General features: G+C 68.8%; 21 protein-coding genes and 1 other RNA gene. 16 read left to right on the forward strand and 6 right to left on the reverse strand.

Going from position 1 to position 18,753, the window contains the following annotated elements; all coding sequences use genetic code 11:
* Window positions 1-7: 7 nt before the first annotated feature.
* Complete coding sequence (gene gap / locus MKK49_RS23030) at window positions 8-1,015, reverse strand: type I glyceraldehyde-3-phosphate dehydrogenase (protein ID WP_244032279.1); 1,008 nt, start codon at window positions 1,013-1,015, stop codon at window positions 8-10.
* 414 nt (window positions 1,016-1,429) lie between these two features.
* Here gap and MKK49_RS23035 point away from each other — a divergent pair, with 414 nt between their 5' ends.
* The 9 genes from MKK49_RS23035 to MKK49_RS23070 all read left to right on the forward strand — a co-directional run bounded on the left by MKK49_RS23035 (window position 1,430) and on the right by MKK49_RS23070 (window position 7,319).
* Window positions 1,430-1,711, forward strand: coding sequence for a DUF4164 domain-containing protein (locus MKK49_RS23035; RefSeq protein ID WP_244032280.1), 282 nt, complete (start codon window positions 1,430-1,432; stop codon window positions 1,709-1,711).
* A 30-nt stretch (window positions 1,712-1,741) separates the two neighbouring features.
* Complete coding sequence (locus MKK49_RS23040; RefSeq protein ID WP_244032281.1) at window positions 1,742-2,101, forward strand: cell division protein ZapA; 360 nt, start codon at window positions 1,742-1,744, stop codon at window positions 2,099-2,101.
* 49 nt (window positions 2,102-2,150) lie between these two features.
* Window positions 2,151-2,307: non-coding RNA, 6S RNA (gene ssrS, locus MKK49_RS23045), on the forward strand.
* Window positions 2,297-2,887, forward strand: coding sequence for a 5-formyltetrahydrofolate cyclo-ligase (locus tag MKK49_RS23050; RefSeq protein WP_244032283.1), 591 nt, complete (start codon window positions 2,297-2,299; stop codon window positions 2,885-2,887). Before ssrS ends, MKK49_RS23050 begins: the two co-directional genes overlap by 11 nt.
* A 10-nt stretch (window positions 2,888-2,897) precedes the next feature.
* Complete coding sequence (locus tag MKK49_RS23055; RefSeq protein WP_244032285.1) at window positions 2,898-3,719, forward strand: TIGR00282 family metallophosphoesterase; 822 nt, start codon at window positions 2,898-2,900, stop codon at window positions 3,717-3,719.
* Between the two features lie 128 nt (window positions 3,720-3,847).
* Window positions 3,848-4,765: a C1 family peptidase gene (locus MKK49_RS23060; protein ID WP_244032287.1), complete on the forward strand. Its 918-nt coding sequence runs from the start codon at window positions 3,848-3,850 to the stop codon at window positions 4,763-4,765.
* A 69-nt stretch (window positions 4,766-4,834) separates the two neighbouring features.
* Complete coding sequence (locus MKK49_RS24865; protein WP_409565122.1) at window positions 4,835-5,137, forward strand: protease inhibitor I42 family protein; 303 nt, start codon at window positions 4,835-4,837, stop codon at window positions 5,135-5,137.
* Between the two features lie 213 nt (window positions 5,138-5,350).
* Complete coding sequence (locus tag MKK49_RS23065) at window positions 5,351-6,304, forward strand: MotA/TolQ/ExbB proton channel family protein (RefSeq protein WP_244032289.1); 954 nt, start codon at window positions 5,351-5,353, stop codon at window positions 6,302-6,304.
* Between the two features lies 1 nt (window position 6,305).
* Window positions 6,306-7,319 carry a peptidoglycan -binding protein gene (locus tag MKK49_RS23070; RefSeq protein WP_244032291.1) on the forward strand — a complete coding sequence of 338 codons (1,014 nt, stop codon included), beginning with the start codon at window positions 6,306-6,308 and terminating at the stop codon, window positions 7,317-7,319.
* Window positions 7,320-7,329: 10 nt separating this feature from the next.
* Here MKK49_RS23070 and MKK49_RS23075 read toward each other — a convergent pair whose 3' ends face one another.
* Genes MKK49_RS23075 through MKK49_RS23085 form a run of 3 tightly spaced genes read right to left on the reverse strand, consistent with a single transcriptional unit; the run spans window position 7,330 to window position 10,372 of the window.
* Window positions 7,330-8,343 (reverse strand): D-cysteine desulfhydrase family protein, encoded by a 1,014-nt coding sequence (locus MKK49_RS23075; protein ID WP_244032293.1) that lies wholly within the window; start codon window positions 8,341-8,343, stop codon window positions 7,330-7,332.
* A gap of 8 nt (window positions 8,344-8,351) precedes the next feature.
* Window positions 8,352-10,193, reverse strand: coding sequence for an ABC transporter transmembrane domain-containing protein (locus MKK49_RS23080; protein WP_244032331.1), 1,842 nt, complete (start codon window positions 10,191-10,193; stop codon window positions 8,352-8,354).
* Window positions 10,193-10,372 carry a hypothetical protein gene (locus MKK49_RS23085; RefSeq protein WP_244032294.1) on the reverse strand — a complete coding sequence of 60 codons (180 nt, stop codon included), beginning with the start codon at window positions 10,370-10,372 and terminating at the stop codon, window positions 10,193-10,195. The genes MKK49_RS23080 and MKK49_RS23085 overlap by 1 nt, the downstream gene beginning before the upstream one ends.
* 9 nt (window positions 10,373-10,381) lie before the next feature.
* Here MKK49_RS23085 and rpmE point away from each other — a divergent pair, with 9 nt between their 5' ends.
* The 5 genes from rpmE to MKK49_RS23110 all read left to right on the forward strand — a co-directional run bounded on the left by rpmE (window position 10,382) and on the right by MKK49_RS23110 (window position 15,796).
* On the forward strand, window positions 10,382-10,636 hold the full coding sequence (rpmE, locus tag MKK49_RS23090; RefSeq protein WP_018045309.1) for a 50S ribosomal protein L31: 255 nt from the start codon (window positions 10,382-10,384) through the stop codon (window positions 10,634-10,636).
* Window positions 10,637-10,832: 196 nt separating this feature from the next.
* Window positions 10,833-11,354: an invasion associated locus B family protein gene (locus MKK49_RS23095; RefSeq protein WP_244032295.1), complete on the forward strand. Its 522-nt coding sequence runs from the start codon at window positions 10,833-10,835 to the stop codon at window positions 11,352-11,354.
* 39 nt (window positions 11,355-11,393) lie between these two features.
* Window positions 11,394-12,041, forward strand: coding sequence for a hypothetical protein (locus tag MKK49_RS23100; protein WP_244032296.1), 648 nt, complete (start codon window positions 11,394-11,396; stop codon window positions 12,039-12,041).
* A 160-nt stretch (window positions 12,042-12,201) separates the two neighbouring features.
* Entirely contained in the window at window positions 12,202-14,109 is a 1,908-nt protein-coding gene (locus tag MKK49_RS23105; RefSeq protein ID WP_244032297.1) for a glycosyltransferase family 2 protein, read from the forward strand.
* A gap of 25 nt (window positions 14,110-14,134) precedes the next feature.
* A complete protein-coding gene (locus MKK49_RS23110) occupies window positions 14,135-15,796 on the forward strand; it encodes a glycosyltransferase family 2 protein (RefSeq protein WP_409565126.1) in 1,662 nt (553 codons plus the stop codon).
* A gap of 1 nt (window position 15,797) precedes the next feature.
* Here MKK49_RS23110 and purC read toward each other — a convergent pair whose 3' ends face one another.
* Window positions 15,798-16,592, reverse strand: coding sequence for a phosphoribosylaminoimidazolesuccinocarboxamide synthase (gene purC, locus MKK49_RS23115; RefSeq protein ID WP_055955211.1), 795 nt, complete (start codon window positions 16,590-16,592; stop codon window positions 15,798-15,800).
* A gap of 226 nt (window positions 16,593-16,818) precedes the next feature.
* On the reverse strand, window positions 16,819-17,547 hold the full coding sequence (gene nth, locus MKK49_RS23120) for an endonuclease III (RefSeq protein WP_409565123.1): 729 nt from the start codon (window positions 17,545-17,547) through the stop codon (window positions 16,819-16,821).
* 20 nt (window positions 17,548-17,567) lie between these two features.
* Between nth and MKK49_RS23125 the strand changes: the two genes are divergently transcribed.
* A complete protein-coding gene (locus tag MKK49_RS23125) occupies window positions 17,568-18,089 on the forward strand; it encodes a DUF2244 domain-containing protein (protein WP_244032300.1) in 522 nt (173 codons plus the stop codon).
* A gap of 17 nt (window positions 18,090-18,106) precedes the next feature.
* Window positions 18,107-18,586 (forward strand): DUF3016 domain-containing protein, encoded by a 480-nt coding sequence (locus MKK49_RS23130; RefSeq protein ID WP_244032301.1) that lies wholly within the window; start codon window positions 18,107-18,109, stop codon window positions 18,584-18,586.
* Window positions 18,587-18,753: the final 167 nt, after the last annotated feature.

Here is an 18,753-nt window from a genome sequence, read left to right on the forward strand (position 1 = left end):
GGACGGATCAGAGCAGCTTGCCCATGGCGACGGCGGTGTCGGCCATGCGGTTCGAGAAGCCCCACTCGTTATCGTACCAGGCGAGGATGCGCACGAACGTGCCGTCCATCACCTTCGTCTGGTCGAGATGGAAGGTCGACGAGTGCGGGTCGTGGTTGAAGTCGATGGAGACGTTGGGCTGATCGGTATAGGCGAGCACGCCCTTGAGCGGGCCGTCGGCGGCGGCGCGGATGGCGCCGTTGATCTCGTCCACGCTGGTGGCGCGCTTGGCAGTGAACACGAGGTCCACGGCCGAGACGTTGGGGGTCGGCACGCGGATCGAGGTGCCGTCGAGCTTGCCCTTCAGTTCCGGCAGCACGAGACCGACGGCCTTGGCCGCGCCCGTGGAGGTCGGGATCATCGACAGGGCCGCGGCGCGGGCCCGGTAGAGGTCCTTGTGCATCTGGTCGAGGGACGGCTGATCGTTGGTGTAGGAGTGGATCGTGGTCATGAAGCCGCGCTCGATCCCGATGAGATCGTTGAGCACCTTGGCCACCGGCACGAGGCAGTTCGTGGTGCACGAGGCGTTGGAGATCACGAGGTGATCGGCGGTCAGCGCCTGGTGGTTGATGCCGTAGACCACGGTGAGGTCGGCGCCGTCGGCGGGGGCCGAGACGATGACGCGCTTGGCGCCGGCGTCGAGGTGGGCCTTGGCCTTGTCCTTCGAGGTGAAGATGCCGGTGCATTCGAGCGCGATGTCGACACCGAGTTCGCGGTGCGGCAGCTCGGCCGGGTTGCGCACGGCCGTGACCTTGATGCGGCTCCCGTCGACGACGATGAATTCGCCGTCCACCTCAACCTTGGCGTTGAAGCGACCATGGATCGAATCGAAGCGCAGGAGATGGGCATTGGTCTCGACGGGGCCGAGATCGTTGATGGCCACCACCTCGATGTCCTTGCGGCCGGACTCGTGGATGGCGCGCAAGATGTTGCGGCCGATACGTCCGAACCCGTTGATGGCTACCTTCACCGACACGGCGTGAACCCTTCCGTTAAACGGATGCCGCCCCTGCGGCACCCTCCAGCATGGAGATCGAAGCGGTGAGCCCCGATCTATCGCCCGCTCTGTCCCGATCCAGATTGAACGCGCGATGAATTGCGGTCGCCATCCGGCCATTCGGGATCGTCCGGGGACCGGCCGATACGCGCGAGGGCCTGCGAGGGGCCTGAAAGCGTCACGGAATGCTGTATCCGGTCTGGCGAGCGGCCGGTCTCTAGCATGCGGGACATGGCCGGGCAAAGGTCGCGCCGCGCTGACTTCCGGCCTCCGCACAGGCGTTCGGCCCGGTTTGTCATCGGTTTCGAACGGACGGGCGCCTGGGCTCGGCGGCGCCCGTCATGGTATCGAGATGGAACCGCGCCGGCGCGGTCCCCTGAGGAGACGTTTTTCGTGAGTGAGGCCATCGACGACGCCCTGTCGCGGCTCGACACGGCCCTGACGCGCCTCGAGGCGGCGGTCGGGCAGCGGTTCGAGGCCGAGCGCGATCCGAGCGACCTCGAGACCGAACTCGCCATCATGGGCGAGGACCGGGCGCGTCTGGCCGCCGAACTCGATGCCGCCAGTGCCCGCCTGGCAGCGGTGGAGGCGGCCTCCGACGATGTCGGCCGCCGCCTCGGCCGGGCCATCGCCGCCGTCGAGGGCGTGCTGGTCCCATCCGCCGGCGCACGCTAATTTCATCGCCGACCTCTCGTTCGAAGCACGATGCCCCAGATCAACGTCACCATCGACGGCAAGAGCTACCGAATGGCCTGTGCCGAGGGCGAGGAACCGCACCTCACCGCCCTCGCCACGGAACTCGCCGGACGGATCTCCGAGCTACGAAAGTCCTTCGGCGAGATCGGCGACATGCGGCTGCATGTCATGGCGGCTCTGCTGCAGGCCGACGAACTCGACGAGACCCGGCGCCGGCTCGCCGCCCTCGAGACCGAGACCGCCGCTCTGCGCGAACGGGTGGATGCGGCCGATGGCACCCGCGCCGCCGAGGAAACCCGCATCGCCGCCGGCCTCGGCCGCTGCGCGGAGCGGATCGAGCGACTGACGCGGACGCTTTCTTCGGGCTAACGACGACACGCCTCTGGCGCAGGCTCAGAGCCGACGCTACATACAGTGGGCGGGGCTGCCGCGTTCGTCAGGAGAACTTTCCCCGGGGCCTTATCGACTCCCCAGGGAGCTGTCCCTGGCCCTGTCCCTGGACTCGGCCAACACGGCGCCCACCTACACTGTAGGTTTCCCGGGATCGACACTCCAACGGCTCATGTGGCTCCGCACTCTCACTCCACCGCTTCCCTGAAAGCGTCCCTCCGCCACGCCGCGCTCGGGCGGCGCGATGCCCTCGATCCCGAGACCCGGCGCGCCGGCGCGCTCGCCATCGCCGATGCGGCGGTGGGCATTGCGGCCCTCGCCGAGGTCCCCATCGTCGGGGCCTTCTGGCCGATCCGGAGCGAGGTCGATCCCCGGCCGCTCATCGAGCGCCTGTTCGCGCGGGGCCAGCGCGTGGCCCTGCCGAAGGTGACGCCGGACGGCCTCGTGTTTCGCGAGTGGCGTGCGGGCGAGGCCCTGGTGCGCGGTGGCTTCGGCCTGAGCGAGCCCGACGACAGCCTGCCGCCCCTCGACCCCACCGCCCTCATCGTGCCGCTCGCCGCCTACGATACGCGCGGCCATCGCATCGGCTACGGGCGCGGCTATTACGACCAAGCCATCGAACGCCTGTCGCGCAACGGGCCGGTGCTGACCATCGGGGTCGCGTTCTCGGTTCAGGCCGTGGACGAAGTCCCGGCCGAGGCTCACGACCAGCCCCTCGACCATCTCATCACCGAAGCGGGCCCGGTCCCGCTGAAACGAGCCTGACGAATCCGCGATGCGTCTTCTCTTCCTCGGCGACGTGGTCGGCCGGCCCGGCCGCCACGTGATCACGGACCGTCTGCCGAAACTCCGGGAGCGCTGGCGCCTCGATTGCGTGGTCATCAACGGGGAGAATGCCGCCGGCGGCTTCGGTCTCACGGAAGCCATCTGCGACGAACTCCTGCAGGCGGGCGCCGACGCCGTGACCCTCGGCAATCACGCGTTCGACCAGCGCGAGGCCCTGGTCTTCATCGCCCGGCAATCACGCCTCGTCCGCCCGGCGAACTACCCGCCCGGTACGCCGGGGCGCGGCGCCACGGTGGTCGAGACGGCCAAGGGCGCCCGCGTCCTCGTCCTCAACGTCATGGGGCGCATCTACATGGACGCCCTCGACGACCCGTTCGCTGCGGCCGAGCGCGAACTGACGGCCTGTCCCCTCGGCGAGGTCGCCGATGCGGTCATCGTCGATGTGCACGCCGAGGCGACGAGCGAGAAGCAGGCCTTCGGCACCTTCCTCGACGGCCGCGCCAGCCTCGTCGTCGGCACCCACACCCATACGCCGACGGCCGACCATCGCATCCTGCCCGGGGGCACCGCGTATCTCTCCGATGCGGGCATGTGCGGCGACTACGATTCCATCCTCGGCATGCAGAAGGACGAGCCCCTGCGCCGCTTCCTCCAGAAGACGCCGGGCGCGCGCCTGGAAGCCGCCCACGGGGAGGGGACCCTGTGCGGGATCGCCGTCGAGACCGACGACCGCACGGGACTCGCCACGGGGGTCTGGCCCGTGCGCCTCGGGCCGCACCTGGAGGAAACCTGGCCGCGCGGGTGGGATTAGCCCCGCTTTTCGGAGGGGCCGACTGCGTCCAGGGGCAGACTATACCCGGACGGCGCCTCCGCACGTGTGAAAGCACGTAGACACAACCTTAGATTTATGCATCATCGGTGTATATTGCGGAGGTTGAAATGGCCGAGCCGGATTTTTCGCGTATCAACAATGCTATTCAGCGTGCGGGAGCGCATTGGGAGGCCGGATCGACATCGTTCAGTCAATACTACGACGTGGAACCCTCGAAGACGACTCATTTCGGCCTCTCGTTCGATCCGGACAAGGCGAAGAAAGATGTCGTCAGAACGCGCACCGCCGAGTCCACCCTCTTCAAGATCGCGGCACCGCCTCCGTCAAAAGTCGATTGGAGAAACACGTCGAGCGGCACGTTCGTGACATCGGTCAAGGATCAGTCGAGTTGCGGCGCCTGCGTGGCGTTCGCGACCTGCGCGTCCATCGAGAGCCGAGTACTCATCGCCACGAATGATCCAGGTGGCTCGATCGATCTATCCGAGGCGCATCTCTTTCATTGCGGAGCGCCGAACTCATGCGACCAGGGATGGTTTTACACGAAGGCCCTCGATTTCGCGAAGAAGAATGGCATCGGTCTGGACATCGATTTTCCGTACACGCCCCACAACCAGCCTTGCCGGACCATTCCACCATTCGTCAAAGTCCCACGCTATCAGACCGCCGCCTCTCAGATCGCCCGTAAGCAGGCACTCTTGAAAGGACCCGTGATCGGCGGTTTCCGGGTGTTCCAAGATTTCTATACGTATCGAAACGGCATCTACAGCCACGTAGCGGGTGACTTCGTCGGCTGGCACGCGGTCTGTGTGATCGGCTATGATGATGCGGATCAGTGTTGGATCGTGAAAAACAGTTGGGGCACGGGTTGGGGCGAGCAAGGCTTCTTCAGGATCGGCTTCGGCGAGTGTGGCATCGATTCGGAAGTGCTTTTCTATGATCCGGAAATTGCACTCCTTCAACCGGCGCGCGGTGTCAGTGGTGAGACGCGACGTTCCACCAGGGCGCGAAGCAAAGCGCGGGCATGAGTTGCGTCGATCGTTCCCGGCTGATCTCCTGAGCGTCAGCCGAGAACGTTACTGAAAAGGGAACTTCGAATGGACCTCGATCGACGTCCTCCAATCCATGCCTGCCCGGGAGATACCGTCGAACTCTCCGCTCCGGGCGAGGGAATCGGTGGGTTCACGTGGCAAGCAGAGGTTCCCGACCACTCCGCGACGTTGATCGACGAGTCGATGTCACCGCCGCAGTCGGGAATCGGTGCTGGGCGGGACAAGCTTTTCCGCTTCCGCATGGAAAGGGCTGGCGAGACGGTCCTCAGATTGGTCCAGAAGCGCCCCTGGGAAGCGTCCGCCCATCGGATCATCGAATGCAAGATTCACTGTGGAACAGCGCCTTAGCAGTCGATTCGGTCTTGGTCCTCTCTGCCATATCTTGGATGCTATGATGTCAGCCAGGGCGGATCCATCGTTCACGAACAAGTTCGCTGGGGTTCAGGAGGACCAGCGACTTGATCGATGCCGTGCCTGCCTCCAATGTGCCCGCGGTTAAGCCTCGGTGCCCGTGCCTCGCGCAGAAGTTCGGCCCCGCAGTGAAAGAGTGTGCCCGAGCCGATGGCGACCCCTACCGCGACGCTCGCTCGGCCCGGCATCTACCTCGTGCGGATGCTGGTGTTCCTCATTCTCGTCGGCTTCCTCGCCTTCGTGCTGTTCCGGCAGATCACCCCGGCCTTCCTCGCCAATCCGGGCCTGAACGGGCTGATCCTCGGCGTGCTCCTCATCGCCGTCCTGCTCGCCTTCGGGCAGGTGGTCCGGCTCTATCGGGAGGTCAGCTACGTCAACGCCGTGGCGGCCGGCGAGACGCCCGCGAAAGTGCCATCCCTCATGGCGCCCCTGGCCCCGGCGCTGGCTGCCCGGCGGGACGGGATCACGCTTCCGGGCACCCGCGCCTTCCTCGACACCGTGGCGGCCCGCCTCGACGAGGGCCGCGAAATCTTGCGCTACGTCGCGGGCCTCCTCATCCTCCTCGGCCTGCTCGGCACGTTCTGGGGCCTCATCGACACGCTCAGCGCCGTGGGCTCCGTCATCAAGACCATGCGCGGCGGCGGCGAGGCGGCGGCGATGTTCGACGAACTCAAGAACGGGCTCGCCGTGCCGCTCTCAGGGATCGGTCTCGCCTTCTCCGCCTCCCTGTTCGGCCTCGCCAGTTCGCTGGTCACCGGCTTCCTCGACCTCCAGGCCGGCCAGGCCCATGCCCGCTTCCACAACGAGCTCGAGGATTGGCTGGTGTCCGGCGAGACCGTCGCGGCGGCCCCGGCGAGGATTCAGGAGCCGGCCTCCGCCCGCGAGCTGCAGGAGGCGGTGGACCGCCTCACCGCCGTGGTGGCCGAAGGCGCCAACGGCCGGGTGGCGACGCAGGCGATGACCAACCTCGCGGAGGGCATCCAGGGGCTCGTCCAGCACATGCGGGCCGAGCAGCAGATGATTCGCGACTGGGTGGAGGCGCAGGCCAAGCGCGAGGGTGAACTGAAGCAGGTGCTCGACCGCCTTGGGCGCGAGCGCGCCTGAGATGGCCTCGCTCCGCGCCCGGCGCGACCGCCCCCTCAACGTCTGGCCCGGCTACGTCGATGCCCTGGCGACCCTGCTGCTCGCCGTCGTCTTCCTGCTGACCATCTTCGTGGTGGGCCAGTTCTTCCTATCGCAGGAGATCACCGGCCGCGATTCGGTGCTCACTCGCCTCAACCGTCAGATCGCCGACCTCACCGATCTCCTCGCCCTGGAGCGCTCGACACGCAAGGCGCAGGAGGCCAGCGCCTCCTCCCTGCGCAACACCCTGCTCGGTGCCGAGGCCGAGCGCGACCGCTTCCGGCTTCAGGCCGAATCGGGCCAGGGCGCCACCGCCAAGCAGGGCGAGATCGACCGCCAGCTCGCCGCCGAGCGGGCGGGCTCGGCCCGCGCCGCCACCCAGATCGACCTCCTGAACGAGCAGATCGCCGCCATGCGCCGGCAGCTCGCCGCCCTGGAGGACGCGCTCGCGGCTTCCGAGAATCGCGACAAGGAGAGCCAGGCCCGCATCGCCGACCTCGGCAGCCGCCTCAACGTGGCGCTCGCCCAGAAGGTGCAGGAGCTCGCCCGCTACCGTTCGGACTTCTTCGGTCGCCTGCGCCAGATCCTCGGCACCCGCACTGACATCCGCGTGGTCGGCGATCGTTTCGTCCTGCAATCAGAGGTGCTGTTCCCGGCGGGCTCCGCCAGCCTGAAACCGGAGGCAGGGCCGGAGCTCGACCGCATCGCGGGGGCGATCCTCGACCTGTCGCGGCAGATCCCCGCCGACATTCCGTGGGTGCTGCGGGTCGACGGACACACGGATGCCCGGCCCATCGCCAGCGCCCAGTTCCCGTCGAACTGGTCCCTCTCGGCGGCCCGCGCCATCGCGGTGGTGCAGGCGATGGCGGCCAAGGGGGTCCCGCCCCAGCATCTCCTGGCCGGTGCCTTCGGCGAATTCCAGCCCCTCGATTCGGGAACGACCGACGAAGCCTACGGGCGCAATCGCCGGATCGAGATGAAGTTGACGGAGCGGTAGTTTTTCGGCCTCACCCGGCGAGCACATCCGGATAGGCGAAGAGCCCGGGTACGCCGCCAGTCATCACGAACAGCACGTTCGAACCGGCCGGATAGTGCCCGGCGCGCACGTCGTGGAGCAGGCCGGCGAAGGCCTTGCCGCTGTAGACCGGATCGAGCAGCAGTCCCTCCGTGCGGGCGAGGAGACGGACCGCCTCCAGCATGCCGACGGTGGGAATGCCGTAGCCCGGCCCGCGATGCGCGTCGTCGATGACGATCTCGTCGGCCGTAAGGGAGGTGCCCGGGGCCACGAGCGCCAGGGTCGCATTGGCCTTCTCCAGGGTGATCGCCCCGGCCCGCTCCCCCGTTTCCAGCACGGCGTAGGACTTGGCGAGGCGTGGATCGCGCCCGCTCGCAAGCAGGCCCGCCGCGAGGCCCGCATGGGTGCCGCAGCTGCCGTTGGGTACGACGATCCGGGTCAGAGCGAGGCCCATGGCCTCCGCCTGAGCGAGGATTTCGCTGGCGCAGGCCGCGTAGCCGAGACAGCCGATGGGGCTCGAGCCGCCCGATGGGAAAACGTAGACGTGCCGTCCCGCCGCGCGGAGTTCCCCCGCGCGTTCCTCGGCCAGGGCCAGGGAATCGGCCTCGGCGGGAAGTTCGTGGACGCGCGCACCGAACACCTCGTCGAGGAGACGGTTGCCGTTGCGGGCATAGGCCGGGTCGTCGCGCGGCACGCTGCGGGTGAGGAAGAGTTCGCAGGCAAAGCCCGACCGCGCCGCCGCTGCCGCGGTCAGGCGCGCGTGGTTCGACTGGATCGCTCCCACGGTGATCACCGTATCAGCGCCCTCGGCACGGGCCGTCCCGAGCAGGAATTCGAGCTTGCGCAGCTTGTTGCCGCCGAGCCCGAACCGCGCGAGATCGTCGCGCTTCACCCAAAGGCGCACTCCGTTGAGCCCTTCGCCGAGATGACGGGCGAGCCGGTCCAGGGGCTCGATGGGGCTCGGCAGGTCGAGGAGGGGCAGGCGGGGGAACCGCGACAGATCCATGACGGGCCCTACTCCGCCGGCAGTGCTTCGAGGCGCGGCACGCGGCTGCGGGATGTGTCCTCGAAGGCGTCGGTGAACTGGAGGGCGGCGAGCTGGGCATAGAGGGCGCCGCGCGCCAGAAGGGTCTCGTGCGTGCCGGATTCGACGATTTTTCCGCCGTCGAGGACGAGGATGCGGTCGGCGGCCCTGATGGTGGCGAGACGGTGGGCGATGACCAGGGTGGTGCGCCCGCGCATCAGGGTGTCGAGGGCGGTCTGCACGGCACGCTCGCTCTCGGCGTCCAGAGCCGAGGTCGCCTCGTCGAGAAGGAGGATCGGTGCGTCCTTGAGGATGGCGCGCGCGATGGCGACGCGCTGGCGCTGGCCGCCCGAAAGCGTGACGCCGCGCTCGCCGACCGTGGTGGCGTAGCCCTGCGGCAGGGCGCGGATGAAGCCGTCGGCGTGGGCGAGTTCGGCGGCGCGCTGGACCTGCGCCTCCGTCGCGTCCGGCTGGCCGTAGCGGATGTTCTCCAGCACGGAGCCTGAGAACACCGTCGGGTCCTGGGGCACGAGGGACAGGCGCGTGCGCACGGCGTCCGGGTCCGCGCGGGCGATGTCGACGCCGTCGACGCGAATGGTGCCGCTCTGCGGATCGTAAAACCGCAGGAGCAGCTGCAGCACCGTGGTCTTGCCGGCTCCGGAGGGGCCGACGAGGGCAACCCGCTCGCCCGGCGCGATGGTGAAGCTGATTCCGTCGAGGGAGGGGTGCTCGGGCCGGGTCGGGTAGAGGAAGCGCACGGCCTCGAACGCCACCGCGCCGCGCGGCGGGGCCGGGAGGGCGACGGGATCGGCGGGGGCGCGGATCGCCGGCTCGGCCGCCAGGATCTCGCCGAGGCGCTCGGCGGCGCCGGCAGCCTGCGCCAGTTCGCCGTAGACCTCCGAGAGCTGGCCGAGGGCGCTGGCGCCGAACACCGCGTAGAGCACGAATTGCGAGAGCTGGCCCGCCGTCATGGTGCCGGCGAGCACCCCTTGCGCCCCGTACCACATCACCCCGACGACGCTCGCCGAGATGAGGAAAATCGCCACGCCGGTGAGCAGCGCCCGGGCGCGGATCGAATCGCGGGCGGCGCCGTAGGCGTTCTCCGAAGCCTCGGCGAAGCGGGCGGCGGCGGCACGGCCCATGCCGAAGGCCTGCATGGTGCGGATCGCGCCCACCGCCTCCGAGGCGTAGGCTGAGGCGTCGGCGAGGCGGTCCTGGGCCGCGCGCGAGCGCCTGCGCACGCCGCGTCCCGACAGGATCAGCGGGAAGACGATGAGGGGGATCGCCACGAGCACGAGGATCGAGAGCTTCGGGCTCGTGATCACCATCATGGCGACGGCGCCGGTGAACAGGAACGCGTTGCGCAGCAGGATCGAGATGCTGACGCCGAACACGGCCTTCACCTGCGTGGCGTCGGCGGTGAGCCGCGAGATGATCTCGCCCGACAGGGACCGGTCGAAGAACGCGGGGTCGAGTTCCGTGAGACGGCGGAACACGGCCGTGCGCAGATCTGCGACCACGCGCTCGCCCAGTGTCACGACGGTATAGTACCGCGCGGCGCTCGACAGGGCGAGGACGGCGACGACGCCGACGAGGCCGCCGAAATAGGCGTTGATGACGCCCTGCCCCTCCGGTGAGAAGCCGTGGTCGATGACCCGGCGCAGGGCCAGGGGGACCACCAGGGTCGCCAGCGAGGCCATCAGCAGGGACAGGAACGCGGCCAGGATGCGGCCCCGATACACCGCCGCGAACGGCACGAGCGGGCGCAGGGAGCCCAGCGGTGCCCTGGGCCGTCCCTCGGCGAGGGCCTTCTTCTTCGAGCCGCGTGCCATCATGCCTCGTCGATGTTGGAGACGTCGGTGTCCAGGGCTTGGAATTCGACGAACCCGCGATTGCCCGGGACGGTGCGCTTGTCCAGAGCCGACGCCTGGGGTATAGGCGCGCCTTCATCCGATTGCGCGTGATCTATGGCCGCGGGCCGCCAGACGAGCCGGTCGGCGTGGCTATTCAAGGATTCGTCATGGCAAAGAGTGCGGCCGACAAGGCCAAGGGTACCGAGCATCCCGACTATCACTTCATCAAGGTCGTGATGACCGATGGGTCCGACTACATGACCCGGTCGACCTACGGCAAGGAGGGGGACACCCTCAACCTCGACATCGACCCCAACACTCACCCGGCCTGGACCGGTGGCGAGCAGAAGATGCTCGATCGCGGCGGTCGCGTCTCGCGCTTCAACTCGCGCTTCGGTGCCCTGTCCTTCGGCAAGAAGTGACGCTCGCCGGCTGACCTGCCTCGTGCAGGGTCGGGATTGTCGAACGGGCGGCGCGGTGGCGTCGCCCGTTCGCGTTTGGGGACCGTCGCCGCGCGTGCATCGCTTGACAGACGCCGGCCCCGCATGGTCCCAACACCCCGGGATTTCGCCGCGCCCAGCGCGGCACGAAAGGGTTTGGCGCGTGGGGTTTCGAGCAATGCTGCGGCGCGAAGGCCACCTCGCCCGCTGGTCCGGCCTCGCCCTGGGAGCCGGTCTCCTGGCCGCGGTGACCGCGTCGCCCGCCTCCGCACAAGGCATGGTGCGCAACACTTTCGGCGACTGGCAATTGCGCTGCGAGACGCCCGCCGGCGCCAAGGCCGAGCAATGCGCCCTCGTCCAGTACCTTGCCGCCGAGGACCGCCCCAACCTCACCCTGGTGGTGATCGTACTGAAGACCGCAGACAATCGCGGCTATCTCCTGCGGGTGGTGGCGCCCCTCGGCGTGCTGCTGCCGTCCGGCCTCGGCCTCAAGATCGACAAAACCGATGTCGGCCGCGCCGGCTTCGTGCGCTGCCTCACCACGGGCTGCGTCGCCGAGGTCGTGATGGACGAGGGCCTGATCAAGCAGTTCAACGCCGGCGCCCAGGCGACGTTCATCGTGTTCCAGACGCCGGAGGAGGGGGTCGGCATTCCCCTTTCCATGAAGGGGTTCGGCCAGGGCTTCGAGAGCCTGAAGTAGAGGGTCGGGGCGCCCGCCGGCGCCAATCGGGAACGGATCATGTCGAAGCATGCCAGCCACATCGCCCTGCGACTTCTGATCGTGGGTCTCCCGGCCGTCCTCGCCACGGGCGGGGCCGGTGCCGAGGAAGGCAACGCCTTCACCAACCTGTTCAAGTACGGCGGCACCACGGTCCCCCCGTCGCAGGCCGCCCCCCTCGAAGAAGCCTATTGCCCGACGGTGGACGTGCCCGAGGGCGGCGCGGCCCTGCGGAATCCGCCCGGCGGGGCGGGGAGCGCCGCCGGATTGCGCAGCCAGACCACCCTCGGGCGCCTCGCCCGCGAATGCACTCGGCTCCAGGATGGATCGATCCGCGTGAAGGTCGGCGTCGAGGGCCACGTGCTCCTCGGTCCCGCCGGCGCGCCGGGCCGGTTCGAGGCGCCCCTGACGATTTCCCTCAAATCCTCCGGCAAGACGATCGTCTCACGCGTCCGCCGCGTCGCCGTCGCCGTGCCGCCGGGGGAGGCTCAGGGCCTGTTCTCCCTCATCGAGGACGATCTCATGGTCCCCGCTGCCATGACGAGGGACTACGACATCGAGGTGCGTCTCGGCGGCGGGGCCCCCCAGCGCGCGCCCGCGAAGCGCAAGCCGCCGGCTCCGGCCGCCACCTCCGAGGCGCCGGTCGCCGTTCCGGCGACGGCCGAATGACGGTAACTCCGCCGAGGCGCAGGCCCTGAGCGCTCGGGACGGCGTCACGGCGCGCGGCGCATGGCTCGGGCGCGCCACGGCCTTCACCCTCGAGCCCCATGACGACCCGCTCTTCGGCTGGCGCCTGCGCCTGCCGGCCGGGCCGCGTGGGTGCTGGATCGTGCTCACCTATCGCGAGCGCGCGGTGATCCGCCCGCTCCGGCCCCTGATCCGCCTCGTACGCGGACCGGACCGGCACGAGGATTTTCCCCTCCCCGGGGTTGCCCTCGGCGGGGCGACGTGGCTCGGCTACCTGCCGCCGGACTGCACGGACATCCTCCTCGTCATCAATCCCCGCACGGGCTTCACGCTGGAGCGGGTGGGCTTGCGTGCGCACGGCAACATCCTGGCCGAATGTCTGGTCAAGCGGCCGCTGCGGGCCGTCGCGGCCCTGTACAATGCCGCCCGGGGGGACGAACGCCGCTTCCGGGACATCCTGCGCGGCACCTGCGCCGCCACGCCCCGGAAGCGTTACCGCGCCTGGGCGTCATCGCGCCGACGGATCGAGGTCCAGTCCGGACCGGCGGCGGGTCCACCGATCCACCTCGTCCTCCCGGCGCGACGGGGGGATGGCGCGGGCGTTACCGAGACCCTGCGCAGCATCGCCGCGCAGATCGGGGCCGAATGGAGCGTGACCGTCGCTTGGCTGCACGGCCGCGATGCGGTGTCGGACACCGATGCGCGCGTGACCCACACGGATTGGCCCGGGAACGGGACCCTGCGCGATCTCGCCCCCGATGCGGCCATCCTCGGCGTTCTCACCCCTGGCGAGTGCCTACAGGCGGACGCCCTCGCGCGCCTTGCGGGCGTCCTGGCCACTCCCGACGGGCCGGAGATGGTCTATGCCGACGAAGAGATCGCGGGCGCCGATCCGGTCCCGCGCCTGAAGCCGGACTGGAGCCCCGACCTCGCCCTGGCGCAGGGCTACCCGGGTTTCACCCTCTGCACCGGAGCGCTCCTGGCGCGCCTGCTCGAGATGTCCCTCGGGGACCCAGAGGATTGCCGGATCGATCTCGGCCTGTACGCGGTGGCGGCAAAGCCCAGGCGGGTGGCCCATCTGCCGCGTGTTCTCCTTCGTGCGACCGATACGGACCACAGCGTCCGGCACGCCGAGCGCCTCGAGCGGTACTTGCGTGCCATCGGCTCCCCGGCGCGGACACGCGTCGAGTCCGGCGTGGCCGATCTGCTCTGGCCGTTGCCCGAACCCGCGCCCCTCGTCACCGTCGTGATCCCGTCGCGGGATCGCCTCGACCTGATCCGCCCCGCCGCCGACGGGGTTCTCAACGGCACCGCCTATCCGGCCATCGAACTCGTGCTCGTCGACAACGGCTCCACCGATCCGGCCGTCCATGCTTATTACGAGCAGCTCCGTCGCGACCCGCGTGTCAGAATTCTCGACTGGCCGGCGCCGTTCGACTTCTCCGCCATGACCAATGCGGGCGTCGCGGCGGCGCGGGGCTCCGTCGTCGTGCTCCTCAACAACGATATCGCGGTGCTGCGCGAGGACTGGCTCGACGCCATGGTCCGCCAGGCTTGCCGACCGGAGGTCGGTGCCGTCGGGGCGAAGCTGCTCTATGCCGACGGTACACTCCAGCATGCCGGCGTCGTCGTCGGTCTCGGCGGGCGGGCCGGCCACATCCTGCGCCGCCGCCCCGCCGACAGCCCCGGCCATCTCGGGCAGTTGCGGGTCGCCCACGAGGTCTCGGCCGTCACCGCCGCGTGCCTCGCCGTGGAGAAGCACAAGTACGACGCCGTGGGCGGCCTCGACGCCGAGGCCTTTCCCATCGACTTCAATGATGTCGATCTCTGCCTTCGCCTCGATGCGGCCGGCTACAAGACCGTGTGGACGCCGCACGCCGTCGTCGCCCATCGCGAATCCACAAGTCGCGGTCCGTCCATCGGCCCTGCCCGCGCCCGGTTCGAGGCCGAGGCCGACCGTTTCGTCGCGCGCTGGCGGGACACCATCCGGCACGATCCGTTCTATCACCCGGCCCTGTCGCTCACGACCTTCGGCGAGGATCTCGAATGACCCCGTTCACGCGGGAGCGTGTCCGCTGACCGACGAGCGCCGTGACGCCCTGCTGTTCGCCGGCCACACGCGACCCGGCGTGCTCGCCCGTGCGCGCGCCGCCTTCACGATCCTCGCCCGGCACCCCGGTGACGCCCTCGCCATCCTCAAGGCGCGCCTCGCCGGCAAGCGTGTCCGCGCGGGGCAAGCCCGGGCCGCGCTCCTCGGCCTCGACCATCACGCCCTGCGGCTGACCGCACGCGACCCCCGCGTCGCGCCCTGTTTCGGCCCGGTCGCCATCGGCGGAGACACCATCGCCGTCGTTCCGGCGGACGAGATCGCGCAGCCCTTGGGGCCGGGCATCGCCATCGTCGTCCTCACCGCCGCCGGTCATGCCCTGACGACCGGTGCCCTCGACACTCTTGCGCACGCCTTCGCCAAGCATCCGGACCGTCTCGCCCTCTACGGCGACGCCCTCGACGTAACGGGGGACGTGATTCTCCCGCTCCTGCGACCGGCCTTCGATGCCGACTATCTCAGGGCGGTGGACTATATCGGCCCCGTGGTCGCCTTTCGCCGCACGGCCCTGGAAGCGATGGGCGGCCTCGCCGATCTCCATTCCGAAGCGCCGGCCCTCGACGCTCTCCTGCGCCTCGCGGACCGGTCCGGGGCCATCGGCCATCTGCCGACCGTCCTGTCCGTCTGCACGGCAGGGGAGGGGGGGCAGGGCGACCGCTCCGCCCGCCTCGAAGTCGTGCGCCAAAACCTTGACCGGACAGGGCAATCGGCTGTCGGTATCACCATGGGGCCGGACGGTGTCATCACCCGCGTGCGCCCGCTGAACGCGCCGGCGCCCGGCGTCAGCCTCATCGTTCCGACCCGCGACCGCCTCGACCTTCTGCGGCCCTGCCTCGACAGCCTCATCCACCGCACCGACTGGCCGGACCGCGAAATCCTGATCTGCGACAACGACAGTCGCGATCCCGACACCCTGGCCTACCTCGGCGATCTCACGGCACGCGGTGTCGTGCATGTCGTGCCCTGTCCCGGGCCGTTCGATTTCGCCGCCATGAACAACCGGGCGGCGTCGCTCGCCAAGGGGCGGGTCCTGGCCTTCGTCAACAACGACGTGACCGCCACCGATCCGAGCTGGCTCGGCCGGATGGTGCGGGAAGCCATCCGGCCCGAGGTCGGCGCTGTCGGCGCGCGTCTCGTCGACGGGCGCGGGCGCATCCAGCACGGTGGCGTGGTCCTCGGCCCCGGCGGCCTCGTCACTCACGCGCACCGGTTCTTCCCCGGTGACGCACCGGGCTACCTCTCCGGCCTCCTCGCGACCCGCCGGGCCTCGGCGGTGACGGCCGCTTGCCTCGTGGTGGAATCCCAAAAATTCGCGGCCGTCGGCGGTTTCGACGCCGCCGCCTTCGCCGTCGATTTCAACGATGTCGACCTGTGCCTGCGCCTGAACAGGGCCGGCTACCGCACCCTCTACGTCGGTGGAGCCGTCCTGACGCACGACGAAGCGGCGAGCCGCCGCTGGACGCCCGAGGCCAGGGCACGGCACGAACGCGAGGTCGCGGCCTTCAAAAAGCGATGGGGGCCACTGCTGATGCAGGACCCCCATTATCACCCCGGGTTCGACCCCGATCTCGGCACCTACGCGCGCCTGCGGCCCGGCTGGCCGGAGACCGGCCCGGTCGAACCGCGCTGACCTACTGGACGAGGCGCGGGCCGCCCGTCTGCACCTTCTCGTTCTCGGACATAATGCCGAGGCGCTTGGCGACTTCCGTATAGGCCTCGATGAGCCCGCCGAGATCCTTGCGGAAACGGTCCTTATCGAGCTTGTCCGACGACTTGATATCCCACAGGCGGCAGGAATCCGGGGAGATCTCGTCGGCGACGACGATGCGCATCATGTCGCCTTCCCACAGGCGGCCGGTCTCGATCTTGAAGTCGACGAGGCGGATGCCGACGCCGAGGAAGAGGCCCGACAGGAAATCGTTGACGCGGATGGCCAGCGCCATGATGTCGTCGATCTCCTGGGGTGTCGCCCAGCCGAAGGCCGTGATGTGCTCTTCCGACACCATCGGATCATTGAGCGCGTCGTTCTTGTAGTAGAATTCGATGATCGAGCGCGGCAGCTGCGTACCTTCCTCGAGGCCGAGGCGGGTCGCGAGCGAACCGGCGGCGACGTTGCGCACCACCACTTCGAGGGGGATGATCTCGACTTCGCGGATCAGCTGCTCGCGCATGTTGAGCCGGCGGATGAAGTGCGTCGGCACGCCGATGTCGTTCAGGTGTTGGAAGACGAACTCGGAAATCCGGTTGTTCAGCACGCCCTTGCCGTCGATGACGTCGTGCTTCTGCGCGTTGAAGGCGGTGGCATCATCCTTGAAATGCTGGATGAGCGTTCCCGGCTCCGGACCCTCGTAGAGGACCTTCGCCTTGCCCTCGTAGATGCGACGGCGGCGGTTCATAGGCGTGTACCGTGGTTTGAGGAAGTCCAAGGGCCGTGGCTCCTTCGAACAGGGGACGATGCGGAATCCGCGGCGTGGCGGCCGTCGAGGCGGCCGGGCCGTGAAGACACATCGTTCGTCGAAAGCCTCCGCGACCGTGGCGCAAACTACCCGAAGCGGGCAGTCAGCACAACGCGTTGGCCGGATGGGTGCCATCCTCCCGGGGGAGGGCTTGCCCCGGGTTTCGGGAGCCACGGTGAACGGATCGTGCCGTGGTTCAGGCCGCGACGGTCTTCTGCGGATACCGGCACACATCGGCGATGGGGCAGATCGGGCAATCGGGCTTGCGTGCCTTGCAGATGTAGCGCCCGAACAGGATCAGCCAGTGATGGGCGTTGAGCCGGTAGGGCTCCGGCACGATGGCCTCCAGGCCGGCCTGGACCTTGTCCGTCGTCGGTGCGACCACGAGGGGGATGCGGTTGGAGACCCGGAAGATGTGGGTGTCGACGGCGATGGTCGCGACCCCGAAGGCGACGTTGAGGACGACGCTTGCGGTCTTGGTGCCGACTCCGGGCAGGACTTCCAGGTCCGCGCGGGAGGCCGGCACCTCACCGCCATGCCGCTCGACCAGGATGCGCGACAGCGCGATGACGTTCTTCGCCTTGGTGTTGAACAGCCCGATGGTGCGAATGAAATCCCGCACCCGCTCCTCGCCGAGCGCCAGCATCTTCTCCGGGGTGTCGGCGACGGCGAAGAGCGGGGCGGTGGCGAGGTTCACGCCCTTGTCCGTCGCCTGGGCGGACAGGACGACGGCGACGAGAAGCGTGTAGGCGTTGCGATAGACGAGTTCTGCCTTCGGCTCGGGATCGGCGGCACGCAGTCGTGAGAAAATCGTGTCCAGGTCTTCGGGTCCCACGGGGGAGGGGGCGGGCCGTGCGACGATCGGTACGGCCGGAGAGCCGGGAATTCGCGGTTTCTTCGGCGGGGTCGGCTGTCGGGTGCGCATTGGGGGGTTATATTGTCCGCATGGCGAGCGGCAACATCCCGATGCATCCGGACGGCCTCGATCCCGACAGCTTCGACCGCCCGCTTTTCCGGGCGACGATCCGGCCGAACCAGTCCTTGAGCCAGCACGGCTTCCGCAACGTGATGATCGCCTGCGGCGCGGTCTCCCTCGTCACCTCCGTCGCCTGCATCCGGGCCGGGTTCTGGCCGGTGGCCGGATTCTTCGGCCTCGACATGCTCGCCCTCTACCTCGCCCTCAAGGCGAGTTTCCGTCGGGGCCGCTCCTTCGAGGAGGTGATGATCACGCCCCTCGTGGTGATGCTGGCCCGCGTTACCCATCGGGGCGAACGTCGCGAGTGGCGCTTCAACCCCCTTTGGACGAAGCTGACCCGTGTCGAGGACGAGGAGTACGGTCTCCAGACCCTGACCCTGGTGTCGCGCCGCGAATACGTCGTGGTCGCGCGCGACGCCTCGCCGATCGATCGCGAGGAGATCGCGCAGGAACTCACCCGGGCACTGGCTCAAGTGAAGAAGGGCTTTTGAGGATGCGCGGCGGGTTGATGCTTCTCACCCTCGCTTTGTCCCTCTGGGCCCATGCGGCCGCGGCCCAGGTCGCGGTCCGTTTCATCGAGCCCGAGCGCTACACCGATGCGGAGAACCGCTTCGGGTCGGGGCTGACCCTCCGGGGCACCCTCGGGGAGGTCCGTCGGATCATTGAAGGGTTCGGACGTGACCTGCCGCCGGGCCGGACCCTTGCCATCGACGTTCTCGATATCGATCTCGCCGGCGTCGAGCGACCCGGAGCCAACGTGCCGTTCGGCCTGCGGGTCGTCAGCGACATCACCCCGCCGCGTTTTCGCCTGCGCTACGTGCTGACCGAGGGGCGCCGTCGCTTGGTCGCCGCCGAAGAGACGGTGGCGGACATCAATTTCCTGCTGCGGGCGCCGCGCTTCTCCAGCGGCACGTTCGACCATGAACGCGATCTGCTGCGAGACTGGTTTCGGCGCCGTATCGTCGAGGGGCGTCCACCCGCCGGCTGATGCCGGAGGCACAATGGCCTCGAAGGGCAACACCGTTTCCGTGTGTTTTCAGGGGGTTGTGCCGGGGGTGTCGCGCGGGTGTCGTAAAAAACGCATCCCGCTGTCATTTCGGCGTTGACGGGCCGGCTGGGTGTCCCTAGAAGCCTGTTCATCGGCGGCGGCGAGCG

Source organism: Methylobacterium sp. J-090 (assembly GCF_022829345.1).
Taxonomy (GTDB): Bacteria; Pseudomonadota; Alphaproteobacteria; order Rhizobiales; family Beijerinckiaceae; genus Methylobacterium.